The sequence below is a fragment of the Paenibacillus sp. WG02 genome (assembly GCF_055396115.1).
In genome coordinates, this window is sequence record NZ_AP036016.1 from 556848 (window position 1) to 569959 (window position 13112).

Annotated in this window: 10 protein-coding genes; 7 read left to right on the forward strand and 3 right to left on the reverse strand. The window is 47.6% G+C overall.

The annotated features are described in order from the left end of the window. Window positions 1-82: 82 nt before the first annotated feature. The gene (locus tag ACBP55_RS02560) at window positions 83-1048 is read right to left on the reverse strand and encodes an aldolase catalytic domain-containing protein (protein ID WP_464649537.1); all 966 of its coding nucleotides are present in this window, start codon (window positions 1046-1048) and stop codon (window positions 83-85) included. A 165-nt stretch (window positions 1049-1213) separates the two neighbouring features. Between ACBP55_RS02560 and ACBP55_RS02565 the strand changes: the two genes are divergently transcribed. From ACBP55_RS02565 to ACBP55_RS02580, 4 genes are all read left to right on the forward strand, one after another. Further along, window positions 1214-2188 (forward strand): inositol monophosphatase family protein, encoded by a 975-nt coding sequence (locus tag ACBP55_RS02565; protein ID WP_464649538.1) that lies wholly within the window; start codon window positions 1214-1216, stop codon window positions 2186-2188. Between the two features lie 65 nt (window positions 2189-2253). After that, window positions 2254-2670 (forward strand): hypothetical protein, encoded by a 417-nt coding sequence (locus ACBP55_RS02570; protein ID WP_173187019.1) that lies wholly within the window; start codon window positions 2254-2256, stop codon window positions 2668-2670. A 1171-nt stretch (window positions 2671-3841) separates the two neighbouring features. After that, a complete protein-coding gene (locus tag ACBP55_RS02575) occupies window positions 3842-4630 on the forward strand; it encodes a hypothetical protein (RefSeq protein WP_464649539.1) in 789 nt (262 codons plus the stop codon). Between the two features lie 176 nt (window positions 4631-4806). After that, window positions 4807-6162 (forward strand): dicarboxylate/amino acid:cation symporter, encoded by a 1356-nt coding sequence (locus ACBP55_RS02580; RefSeq protein ID WP_464649541.1) that lies wholly within the window; start codon window positions 4807-4809, stop codon window positions 6160-6162. A 55-nt stretch (window positions 6163-6217) separates the two neighbouring features. Here ACBP55_RS02580 and ACBP55_RS02585 read toward each other — a convergent pair whose 3' ends face one another. Together ACBP55_RS02585 and ACBP55_RS02590 are read right to left on the reverse strand one after the other, a co-directional pair. Beyond that, window positions 6218-7477, reverse strand: coding sequence for a BaiN/RdsA family NAD(P)/FAD-dependent oxidoreductase (locus tag ACBP55_RS02585; RefSeq protein ID WP_464649542.1), 1260 nt, complete (start codon window positions 7475-7477; stop codon window positions 6218-6220). A 255-nt stretch (window positions 7478-7732) separates the two neighbouring features. Next, the gene (locus ACBP55_RS02590) at window positions 7733-8644 is read right to left on the reverse strand and encodes an FAD:protein FMN transferase (protein ID WP_464649544.1); all 912 of its coding nucleotides are present in this window, start codon (window positions 8642-8644) and stop codon (window positions 7733-7735) included. Window positions 8645-8931: 287 nt separating this feature from the next. Here ACBP55_RS02590 and ACBP55_RS02595 point away from each other — a divergent pair, with 287 nt between their 5' ends. From ACBP55_RS02595 to galU, 3 genes are read left to right on the forward strand one after another with little or no spacing between them, the layout of a single operon-like run. Then, entirely contained in the window at window positions 8932-11091 is a 2160-nt protein-coding gene (locus ACBP55_RS02595; RefSeq protein WP_464649546.1) for a glycosyltransferase family 39 protein, read from the forward strand. Window positions 11092-11120: 29 nt separating this feature from the next. Beyond that, entirely contained in the window at window positions 11121-12089 is a 969-nt protein-coding gene (locus tag ACBP55_RS02600) for a glycosyltransferase family 2 protein (RefSeq protein WP_464649548.1), read from the forward strand. A gap of 38 nt (window positions 12090-12127) precedes the next feature. Continuing rightward, complete coding sequence (gene galU / locus ACBP55_RS02605; protein WP_464649549.1) at window positions 12128-13030, forward strand: UTP--glucose-1-phosphate uridylyltransferase GalU; 903 nt, start codon at window positions 12128-12130, stop codon at window positions 13028-13030. The last annotated feature ends 82 nt before the right edge of the window (window positions 13031-13112 follow it).

Here is a 13112-nt window from a genome sequence, read left to right on the forward strand (position 1 = left end):
ATAGGAAAAACCCCTTATCGATAGATCTGAAGGCCAAAGCCTCTGAGAACAGTCGATAAGGGGTCTTTTTCAATTTAAATAATTAGTTTTTATGAATAATTGGAGTGGTCTCTACGGAAGTCAATCGATCATAGAAATCTACAAAATTATTTCTTTCATCTGAGCTAAGCTGAGCCATAGCAGTACGTGGATGCTCATCAAGCGCTCCTACGATCATGTAAGGAATGAGATAGCCCCAATCCCATTTTTGACGCATAGTAATCATGTGTTTCTCGATAATTTCAAGCACGGGACGAATGTCGTAGCGTGCTCCTTTTAAATAGCTAAGAAGAAGTTCCGTCGTACAGTTCCCTGCTGCGCGTCCCATTCCATAAACGGAGGAATCAAGGAAAGTCACGCCTTTGGAAGCACCAACAATTGTGTTTGCGAAAGCAAGCTGCAGGTTGTTGTGCATATGCAAACCTAGTTCTTTCTCAGGAAGCAGACGTTGGAACTTCGTTACGAGGTAGTCAATGTCATTATGGTCCATGCTGCCATAGGAGTCTACGATATAGACAACGTCAACAGGGCTTTTGTTAATTTCTTCGAAAGCTTCAATTAGTTCATTTTCCATTACATGGGAAAGAGCCATAATGTTAAGTGACGTTTCGTAGCCCATGTTATTGAATTTTTGAACAAGCTCAAGTCCTTTATCAACATCTTTGATGTAACAAGCAACGCGGATCAGGTCAAGTAAGCTGTCCTCACGAGGCAAAATGTCGTTCTCATCGACACGGCCGATATCTACGAGAGCAGATAGTTTCGTTTCCGTCTTTTTGGTAATAACTTCACGAAGGAAAGATTCATTCAAGAATCTCCAAGGACCGGACGCTCCGCCTTTAAGCAGCTTTTCGGAGTTTTTATAACCAACTTCCATATATTCTACACCGGCTGCACTTAAACCGCGATACATGTCTTGGACAAATTCCACGCTAAAATCCCAATCGTTCACCAAACCGCCGTCCCGAATCGTACAATCCAAAATCTTGTGTTGATGATGCTTAACCATACTCGTATTGCCCCTTTCGACATCCTAGATCGCTTCTGATTTTGCTATATTATCACTTATGTTGAAGCGGTTTGTCAATGCAGCAGTCTGCTTTTAAGACAACTTTCGCAGGGAAGATATGGTAAAATAGGAGGAATGCTAGATTACATGAAGGGGACTACATGAATGAATCGTAACGAGTGGTCATTAGCAAGAGAGGTTGCTGTTAATGCGGCAACGAAAGCAGGAGAGCTGGCAAGAGAGCGTTTTGGAGGTAAGTTGACTATTCAGCATAAGGATGATCGTGGAGATCTGGTCACCGAAGTGGATGTTCAGACGGATCGTTTGATTGTGGAAGACATCCTGGCGGTGTTTCCGAGTCATCGTATTTATAGTGAAGAAGCAGGTGAAGGAGGGGCAGTCAGCGATTGGGTGTGGCATGTCGATCCGTTGGATGGAACAAATAATTTCGCCTTGGGCATGCCGCTTTATGGCGTTTGCATCTCTTTGAGCTATCAAGGGCAAATTGTCCTAGGAGTAATCCGTGACTCGGCTTTGGGGTTAAATTATGTTGCTGTTAAGGACGAAGGTGCTTGGCAGGAGGATGTAAAGCTTGAGGCGAAGCCGAAAGGCCCGTTGGTCAAGTCCACAATTTCATGGATTCAAGGCCATGGGGTTGGCAAGCACGATCATAAAGCGTTGGGAATAAGGCATCATCTAGAGCATTCGGTTAAAAGAGTGCTGCGCATGTGGGCACCATCCTTGACCTGGGCGATGCTCGCCAGAGGCGACCTGCACGGTGTCGTGCTGTACAACTCCGAAGGTGAGGATTTGTACGCGGGCTTGCTGCTCGCTCAGGAGGCAGGCGTGAAGGTGACGGATTTCGCTGGTAATCCGGTTGCTATGCTTGGGGATGTGGGGGTAAGTGCAAGTGCTGGGGTAAGTTCAGGTGCAAGTGCGAGTACGGGGATAAGTTCAGGTGCAAGTGTAGTGACAAGTGCAGGCATAGATGCAAGTACAAGTGCAGGTGAAAATGCGGGTAAAAGTGTAAGCTTCGAAGTGGGGATAGAGATGGGACAGGCCGTTTACTTGGTGGCTGCTGTGCCGGAGTATCATGCGGAGCTGCTGGCATTCGTGCAGGAAGCTGTCAGAGTAGAATAATGTGGGAGCAATATGCAGATGATAATGGCATACTTTGCATGTTGAGGAAGAAAGGATGCTGTGCGATGAAGAGCTTTGTTCCTATATTTTTTGAATTTGAAAAGGAGCGGGATGCGCTCCTTGCGCTTGATACGCTGGACGAGCTTGGCTACAAGCCGGAATTACTGGGCGGAGAGAAGTCTACGGTGCACATCCATCTTGATGAACAGGAAATAACATCTGCGCTAGAAATTGCGCAGTCACACGGCGGACGCTTAGTGGAGCGCCCCCAGGCAGAGTCAGAGTCAGCGGTATACGCTATGGCCTACGATCTGGAGGGTTCCATCCGCATTCCGGCCCACACCGTGAATGAGGATTGGTCCGAGAGCTACGCCGAGGTGAACGCATCGGCCGTGACCGATGCGGTGCCGAGCGAGGACGAGGCGGCTTTTGACCCGTCCGCTGACGACTACGACCATTTCAGCGCCGGTATCCGGCTGTGAAATCGGGTGGGGGAGCCAGCGCAGATGCGCTGGAGTGAGCGAGTTCTGCGCGATTGCGGGGGGAGCGCGGAACAGTGAGTCATAGCGATGAAAAACATCGCTATCTCGCGCCCGCGGCCGAGCAATCCCGCCATAAGGATGAAAATCATCCTTATGAGGGTTCAAACCCGTGCGAGACGCGCGAAGGCAGAGTCATAGCGATGAAAAATATCGCTATCTCGCGCCCGCGGCCGAGCAACCCGACCATAAGGATGAAAATCATCCTTATGAGGGGTGAAACCAGCGCGTGGCACGCGAAAACAGAGAGATAGCGATGAAAAACATCGCTATCTCGCGCCCGCAGCCGAGCAGCCCGGCCATAAGGATGAAAATCATCCTTATGAGGGGTAAACCCCGCGCGAGGCGCGCGAAAGCAGAGTCATAGCGATGAAAAACATCGCTAACTCACGCCCGCGGCCGAGCAACCCCGACCATAAGGATGAAAATCATCCTTATGAGGGGTGAAAACCGCGCGTGGCGCGCGAAAACAGAGTCATAGCGATGAAAAACATCGCTAACTCACGCCCGCGGCCGAGCAGCCCCGCCAACCCTCACAATCTCATATGTCCACTCATCCAGTGGATGCTCCCAAGCACTAACCGAACGAGGTTAGTGTTTTTTTGCATTCTCCTATCTGGATTTTTGGGGAAATTGGGGAATTTAAGGAAGGTAAGTTGTACGGCGTACAACAATTTCTTAATTTCTCCCCGGAAAGCTCAGAATGTTGTATGTTGTACAATAATTTATCCTTTTTATTGGCGATAGAGCCACTTTTGGCTGAAACTGTTGTATTTTCTGCAACATTCGCATGTATAAAGTGGATTTAGCTTGCTTATTGTTGTATAAAGTACAACAACACACGGAGCTAAGTCATCGAGTGTTTAAACATTCGATGACTTAGCGAATCATCAACTCAACCTTCGCAACAACTCTCGCCAAAGGACTGGGTAAGCCGATTATTCAGCTTACAATTTCACTTTTCAATACGATCTAGGCATGCGCCTTTTTATTGTAGATACGACAGAATAAGTAACCTTTTCCCTTATTATACCGTCTGGTGAGATAAGGAAGTGAATTTGTGGATACAGCGTCTGGTGAGATAAGGAAGTAAATTTGTGGAGGAGTGAGTGGGATGAGGCGCATGGTGGAGCTGGTTTTGGTGGCAGCAATAATGGGTATGATGACGGGTTGTGTAGGTGAGCAAACAAAAGGTGCCACGGGCATAAGCAACAGTAGTAGCCCGCAACCGACATCAGCGGTCCCTTCGACAATTTCTCCTTCTGCAACATCGACGCCAATCTCTCCGACACCAACAATTACACCGAGTTCTACCGCACAGGTACCAAGCACAACGACTACTCCTGCTCCTAGTGTCAAACCAAGTCCAACTTCGTACGCCAAAGAAGCGGACGCGAAAAAAGCAATCGAAAACCGAACGAAAGAAACGATCCAAGCGCTAAAAGAGAAGGATCTGAAAAAGCTCGCAGAGCTGATCCATCCGAAGAAAGGTGTTCAATTCTCACCATATTCCTATATTCATGTGTCGAATGATGTCCAGGTTCTAGGCAGCGGGCTTGCAGCCCTATGGGCAAATACCAGCACTACACACTGGGGTGACTACGATGGTTCCGGTGACCCCATTGATCTGACTTTCACCAACTATTGGGATAAATTCGTTTATAACGAAGATTTTGCAGCCGCTCCGCAAATCAGTTATAACATTATTCTCGGCAAAGGGAATATGATTAATAATGTGTTTAGTGTTTATCCCACGACATCAGCGATTACGGTAGAATATCATTATCCCGGCCTAGACCCGCAGTTTCAGGGGATGGATTGGACCAGTCTGCGGCTTGTTTACGAAAGCTCAGGCACTCAGTGGTATCTAGTTGCCATTGTGCATGACCAACATACGATGTAATTTCATTTCCAAATTTTAATTAATCGTCTAAAAGCCGTATTAAATCTCAATTTTTCTAGGGGATAGTTCGGCTTTTTCGTTTTTTTTGAAAATTAGTGATTGACAGCTTCCGTTTATTGTCATATTCTTATCCCATAAAACCGAGTAACATCGTAGGAATTAAGGAGATGATTCTAATGAACAACAACCTAGTGACCGCATTTCAAACCAACTGGGTCAGCTTAGTCGTATCCATTATCATTATCGGGGTCCTCGTCTTTTTGGCGAAAAAAAGGGTTAGCTTTGGTAGCCGCGTTTTCATTGGTTTAGGACTTGGTTTAGTAGCAGGGGTCGTCTTTAATCAACTGGGGCTCCAATATAAAAGTGTGAGCACGATCGGAACGATCTATGTCAATTTGATCAAAATGCTCGTTATGCCTTTAGTACTTATTCTAGTTATCAACAGTATTTCATCGTTATCCAGTCTAGGTCAGCTGCGTAAACTGGGTTTGAAAACGATCGGTTGGTTCTTGCTAACAACAGGAATCGCGGCGCTGATCGGATTGGTTGTCGCTTTGGCGATTGATCCAGGTAACGGAATTGCACAGGCTGTGCCGAAAGATTTCAAAGCAAGAGAAATCCCTACGTTTTCACAGGTTATTCTCGACTTGGTACCTTCCAATCCAATTAACGATATGGCGACGGGGAAAGTTGTACCGGTTCTGATCTTCGCGATTTTTGTTGCTGTAGCGATTGTACACGTCGGCTCGAAAAAGCCGGAAAGTGTAGCAGCCGTTAAATCGTTTATTACGTCAGCAACAACTGTGATCCACCAAGTAGTTAAGTATGTTATTCGTTTGACACCTTATGGGGTGTACGCGTTGATCGCAGCTATGGCTGCAAAATATGGTTTGGACACATTAGCTCCATTGGCTAAAATCATTCTAACTTCTTATGTAGCTTTGATCATTCACTTTGTGTTGATTTTCGGTGGTTTGGTTCTTTTCGTGGCAAAAGTAAACCCAATCAAATTCTTCAAAAAGGCGTATCCGACGATTGCTGTCGCATTCACAACACGCAGCAGTTATGCAACGCTGCCTGTTAATTTGGAAGTGATCACGAAGCGTCTTCGTGTATCACCGCGTATTGCCAGCTTTGTGGCACCGCTTGGGGCAACTATGAACTTCAACGGCTGCGGCGGGGTCTGGCCGGCGGTTGTGGCGATTTTCGTAGCGAAGGTATACAATCTTCCGCTTGGCATTTCCGAGTACCTGATTCTTATCTTGGTTAGCGTGGTTTCCTCCATTGGTGTGGCCGGCGTTCCAGGTCCAGCTGCGATTTCGACAACAGTTGTACTTACAGCTTTAGGCTTACCTTTGGAAGGTATGGGTCTGGTGCTTGGTGTTGAAGCACTGATCGACATGGGTCGTACAGCGGTTAATGCTACAGGAACAACCGTTACAGCATTGCTCGTGGCTGAGTCTGAGGGTGAATTCGATCGTGCAGCATTTGATCGCGATGAAGAAGAGGACCTCGAATTGGCTACTGCTTAATCTATATCTCTAAAAAGATAGAAGGACCTTCATCTTAGGATGCGGGTCCTTCTTTTTATACCTGCTGAGCGGCGCTTTTACCAGCCATATACCCAGTTGAAAATGCCGCGGTAATGTTATAACCGCCTGTATACCCGTGAATATCGATAATCTCACCGCAGAAATAAAGCCCGTTCACTAGCTTCGATTGCATGGTACTCGGATCGATTTCTTTAAGCTGAACGCCGCCGCCTGTAACGAAGGCTTCCTCTATTGAGAGGGTTCCTTTGACGGTAACGGGGAAGGCTTTCATCAGTTTGCACAGCTCGAGCCATTTTTGCTTCGGGATGTTGTCGTACGTAAGCTGATCGTCTAAGCCAGACTTTTCGAGCATAATCGGGATTAATCGATCGGATAAAAGAGGCTTAAGCACGTTTTTGATCGCTTTTTTAGCTTCAGCTTTGGCGAGAGCCATGCTTTGGTTATAAACTTCGTCCGTGCTTAGATCGGGGAAAAGATCTACCGTGAGCAGTACTTCTTTGCGCTCCGATTTGTTGAGCTCTTTCACAACGAATTGACTGCAGCGCAGCGCAATCGGTCCCGACAAACCAAAATGCGTAAATAACATATCGCCGCGGTGGGATATGATCGACTTCCCTTTGGCGTTCCACACGCTAAGTGTCACGTCTCGCAAGGAAAGCCCTTGCAGCTCACGGCTGCGGATAAAAGCCTCCTTCGAGGTTAACGGAACCTCGGTCGGAAAGAGCTGCGTGATGGTGTGGCCACCAGCTTCAGCCCAAGCATAACCGTCTCCTGTCGAGCCGGTATGCGGGACAGAGCATCCGCCGGAAGCAATGATGACAGCTTTGCTGTTCATCGTTTCGCCGGACTGTAGACGGACGCCTTGGACGCTGCCGTCCTTGTACAAGACCATCTTGACCGGACTGTTCGTCCGGATCTCGACACCTTGCCTGCGAACTTGGCCGATCAACGCGTCTACGACGGTTTTGGCCTTGTCGCTGACAGGAAACATGCGACCGTTGTCCTCTTCTTTTAAGCGGATGCCAAGATTTTCAAAGAAATCAATGATGTCCTTGTTGCTGAAATGGGTTAAAGCACTATATAAGAAGCGCCCGTTGCCTGGAATATGCTTGATCAATTCATCCATGTCTTTGTTGTTCGTTACGTTGCATCGGCCACCGCCGGATATCCCGAGCTTTCGCCCCAGCTTGTCCCCTTTATCCACCAAAAGCACCTTCGCGCCATCCATACTCGCCGAAATGCTGGCCATGAGTCCAGCGGAACCGCCGCCAATTACAATTACATCATATATCATTCGAATAAAGCCCCTACATCGCATATTTTGACACCATCATAGCATGCAAGACGTGTCTAGTTCAAAGTAGGAGGGTGCTAGCGATCGGATTATATCGGTTTTTAATGAGGAAAACAATAAAGATGCACACAGGCTGTGGATAACATGTTGATAAAATAGATTATTTTGTGAATAAATTGTAAGGGTTCTGTGGATAAAAATCGATAGAATGTGGATAAACGGCCGAATTGGAAAAGTATTGGCTAAGACCTGTGTTTAATCGTAAATATCCCAAGACAATACATCCTGAAAGTGATAATGGTCAATGTGCATATCCAGCCATCTTCTATTCAGAGATGATTCTTTTCCAAAGTAATGCAGTTCCTGATTAGTGGAGAGCATAACAGCTTCGCAAACAGAGGTGCGTTTGGCAAGCAGCGCAAGCCCTTCTTCGACACCAAGAGTACACATTATTTTTGCCCAAACTTGGCACTCAACTATATCTTGACCAACAACCGTGCACTGGACGATATCGCTGCCAGGGGCAGACGTTTTATCCTCATATGGACTGTAAGTGGACAGGGAGCCCTCCGGCATGGCGATGGCGCCCAGTTTGGCGTTCGCGTTCCAAGGATTTTGAATGCCAATGACCCAAGGGTCCAGATTCTGAGAGCCGCGTCCCCATACCGTGATATCCCCTCCGGCTAGAATTAGGCCTTGATCAAGCGACATGTTCTTTTGCAAATATCCAGCTAACCGTTTAATAGACCAGCTCTGTTCTATCCCTCTTAAATCGATGGTTGTATGATCGGGAAGCTTAATTGATTTCATTGCCGGATCTACTTCCCACTCTAATGTCGCAGGAGCTTTCTCGAGGCCCACGGGCGCACCTTTTTGCAGGAGAGGAATATAGTTCCCATCCGTTATCGCTTGATAAGCCTCAGCTAGAAAAAGCACCTCTAACATCGTAGAAGAAACCAGGCAATTTTCGCCGGCTAATGTATTCAGAAGACTGATTTCACTGTCAGCGAGATTAGGGCTGAAACGCTGTTCCACGCTTCGAAACCAATCCATGGCTTGTTGATTTATTAGAGGACTAGCTTTCTCTTCACAGTGGAGCAGCATCTCGATAGTTGACTCCATAGTTTGGAAATGAAACGGATGCAAGGACTGTGTGATACGCTCCATAAGGTTTTCCTCTTTTCTTTCGTGTCCTGAAGATTATGGTCCTATTATAGAAGCGTTATCTGAGATTCAATTGATAATTGGCTGAAAGATTACTGAAAAATCAAGTTGGACGCTGACCAAGAACGCAGCGATCTGGCTTATTCAGCTATGTCTCAGAATGCTTTCAAGAAACGCTCAGTGTGCGTTCAGCTGGAATTCAGCAGGGGTGGGTAAAGTTGTACCTGTAAACGAGAAACACGGAAGACGATCTTATGCGATGAAATATTTAATGGGGAGTGCAAGAGAAGATGAATACATCAAAAAGCAGAAAAATCGATTATATTCTCATAGCGATAGCCTTATTAGCGGCTTTTCTGAACATGTTTAACGTTTGGCAGGACCAAACAGTGAATGGGTATTACACCGCGGCTGTAACGAGTATGCTGCAGAGCTTTCATAACTTTTTCTTTGCTTCCTTCGATCCGGCCGGATATGTGACAGTAGATAAGCCGCCGGTTACATTTTGGATTCAGACGATAAGCGCGTATGTATTCGGGGTGCATGGTTGGAGTGTGATTTTGCCTCAAGCGTTGGCGGGTGTTGGTTCCGTTCTGTTGATGTACATCCTTATTAAACCTACGTTTGGCAAAATGTCAGCCCGATTAGCCGCTCTTGCCTTTGCTTGTATCCCGATCGCCGCGGCGGTTAGCCGTACGAATAATGTCGACAGTATGCTGGTTTTCACGCTTGTACTTGCAACATGGATGCTGTTTCGCGGTATTCGCGGCAACAAGTGGGGCTGGGTTGTAGGGGCATTTGGCATGATCGGTGTGGCTTTTAATATGAAAATGCTTCAAGCCTACATGGTCATTCCGGCTTTTTATTTGTTCTACTTATTTGCTAGTAAAGTGAATTGGAAAAGCAAGCTGAAGGTGCTTACAGGCGCTTCGGCTGTGCTTATCGCACTTTCGTTATCATGGGCAGTCATCGTAGATTCGATCCCGGCGGATAAACGTCCTTATATGGGAAGCAGTCAGACGAACTCTGTGCTGGAGCTGGCTTTTGGTTATAACGGTGTATCCCGTTTGACGGGTAATCAAGGACCGGGTGGTGGAGGCGGCGCGAGACCGGACGGCGGTCAAATGCCGCAAGGAGATGGCGGCGCCCAAGACGGAACGAATGCGACAAGTGGCGATGGTTTGACCCAAAACGGCAGCAGAACGGATGGTTCCGGTGCGATGCAGGACGGTCAAGGCGGTCCCGGAGGATTTCCGGATGGCGGTGGACCCGGCGGAGCTCCAGGTGGTAGAAACGGTGGCGGTGGTGCATTCAATACCGGAACGGCAGGACCTCTGCGATTGTTCCAATCGGCACTTTCCGGTCAAATCAGCTGGCTCATTCCTTTCGCAGCTTTCGGCGTTCTCGCGCTATTAGTAGGGATTCGCAGAAAAAAACCGATGACTGCCAAACAGTTTGAAACTTTATTCTGGTTAGCATGGCTGCTCCCAGCAGCAGCGTTCTTTAGTGTTGCAGGCTTTTTCCATCAGTACTATTTGATCATGTTGGCCGCGCCGATCTCGGCTTTGGTGGGAGCTGGTTGGACCGAGCTTTGGAACCTTTACCGTGAGAGAGCTTCTTGGAAAATGTGGCTGTTACCCGCAGCAATCGCGGTGACGACAGCTTTCGAATTGTACATTATTACACCTTATAAGGGTCAAATTGGCGCCGGATGGGCAATTGGTGTAGGCGCGGCCGGAGCGGCTGCAGTCCTGATTCTTGTGCTCGCTTCTAAGAAAAAGAAACTTGCTCATACGACAGCTATTCTCGGATTGTTGGCTTTGCTTGCAGCGCCTCTCTATTGGGCTGCCACACCGCTCCTTTATGGCGGAAACAGCATGCTTCCTGAAGCTGGACCGAATTTGAAGCAAGGCTCAGGAATGGGCGGCTCCCGCATGGGGGGATCGAGCGAAGTGAACACGAAACTGTTAGATTACGTGACCAAAAACAACACAGGAGAGACGTACTTGTTCGCTGTCTCTAGAGCGACGGAAGCTTCTTCATATATTATAAAAACCGGCAAAGCGGTGATGGCGATGGGCGGATTCTCAGGCTCTGACCCCATTCTCACGGTAGATAAGTTGAAAGAAATGGTTCAGAACAAAGAAATTAAATATTTCCTGATCTCTTCTGGCGGATTTGGTGGCGGCGGCGGTTCCAGCTCGGAATTAACGACTTGGATCAAAGCGCATAGTACCGAAGTTCCGAAGAGTGAGTACCAGTCGGGGACTACACAAACGCAGCAAGGTGAGCAAGGCCAAGCCTCAATGCAAGCTGGGCAATCCCAAAATCAGCAAATAGATGATGGCACGAGTGATGGCCGAGATGGTCGGGACGGACAAGACAGACCTATTGGCGGAGGCATGAATGGCTCCGGAACGCTCTACGAAATCAATGTTGATTCCCTATAATTCAAAGCAAAAACGAAGGAGGAAACCCTATGACTGAGTATGTGCGATATTCTGTTGTCATTCCTGTATTCAATGAAGAAGCTGTTATTCAAGAAACATACGAGCGGTTGAAGCAAGTGATGAACCGAACCGACGCTCCATATGAGCTGTTGTTCGTCAACGACGGAAGTCGCGACAATTCAGCCGCGATCATCCAAGGCTTTAGTGCAAAAGACGAACGCGTAAAACTCATTAATTTCTCCCGTAACTTCGGTCATCAGATCGCGATTACAGCAGGCATGGATTATGCAAGTGGAGATGCGGTCGTCGTCATTGACGCCGATCTCCAAGATCCGCCAGAGCTCATCCTGGAGATGATTGCGAAGTGGAAAGAAGGGTATGACGTCGTCTACGCCAAGCGTACGCAGCGCAAGGGTGAGACCTTCTTCAAGAAGCAGACGGCGCATTTGTTCTACCGCATCTTGCAGGCCTCTACGGATATTGCCATCCCTGTGGATACAGGCGATTTCCGCCTCATGGACCGCAAAGTTTGCGATGAAATGAGCAGGTTAACGGAGAAGAACCGCTTCGTCCGCGGCCTTGTATCTTGGGTCGGCTTCCGCCAAACAGCCGTCGAATATGTGCGAGATGAGCGTGCCGCTGGGGAAACCAAGTATCCACTTAAGAAAATGCTCAAGCTGTCGATGGACGGAATCACTTCTTTTTCGATCAAACCATTGAAGTTGGCTACCTATCTGGGAGGTATGCTTTCTATTTCGGGCCTGGCTTACTTAGTAGTCATCATTTATCTCAAACTATTCACAGAGACAGCTGTGGCAGGCTGGAATGGAATTGCCATTATGCAGCTCTTCTTGAGCGGCTTTATCCTGATCATTCTTGGCCTAGTCGGTGAATACATTGGACGCATTTATGATGAATCCAAAGGCCGCCCTTTATATATCGTTCGCGATTGTCACGGTATGAAGAAAAAAGAACGAAGAATCAAGAGAATCGTATGAACAGACTTCGAAAACAATGGAAAAAGGAGTGGTATAAGATGAAAATTAAAAAAGCCGTCATACCCGCAGCGGGACTGGGTACTCGCATATTGCCAGCGACGAAAGCACAGCCAAAAGAAATGCTGCCCATTGTCGATAAGCCGGCCATCCAATATATTGTCGAGGAGGCTGTACAAGCCGGTATTGAAAGCATCTTGATCGTCACTGGTCGCAATAAAAAGTCTATTGAGGACCATTTTGACAAGTCCGTTGAATTGGAGCAGATGCTATTCGAGAAGGAGAAGTTGGACCTGCTAAGAGAAATTCAAAGCATTTCGAACATGGCTAATATCCATTATATTCGTCAAAAGGAGCCGCTTGGACTGGGTCATGCCATTCTTTGTGCCGAGCCATTTATCGGAGACGAACCTTTTGCTGTATTGCTTGGGGATGACATTATGCATTCCGAGACTTCATCTTTGCTGGAGATGATGCAGGTTTTTGAAGCGACGAACAAGCAGGTTGTCGGTGTGCAGCAGGTTCCGCAAGCTGATGTGAGCAAATACGGGATTATCGCGGCAGGCGCGCAGCATAATCGTACTTACCAAGTCAGCGACTTGGTGGAAAAGCCTTCACCGAATAAAGCGCCATCGAACATGGCGATTATGGGCCGGTACATTTTGAAACCATCCATATTCGAAGTGCTGCAAACGATTGAGCGAGGAGCGGGGAACGAGTATCAACTGACGGACGCTCTGCGCAAGATGTGCCTGCAGGAAGGGGTGATGGCGCTTGAACTCAAAGGAGATCGCTACGATATCGGAGATAAATTCGGTTATATGAAGGCGATTGTGGAGCTGGGTCTTCAGAGAGAGGAGCTTCGCCCGCAGTTGCTGGCGTATCTGGATATTCTTTTGCAGAAAGAATTGGGGAAGGAGAAGCTGCGAAAGCGAGTCGTGTGACTGAATAGGCAGGGATAAAAAGTCGGATCCGCTCAGGGTCCGGCTTATTCGATTGGAAGTCGAACATTCAGCAACCTTTCAG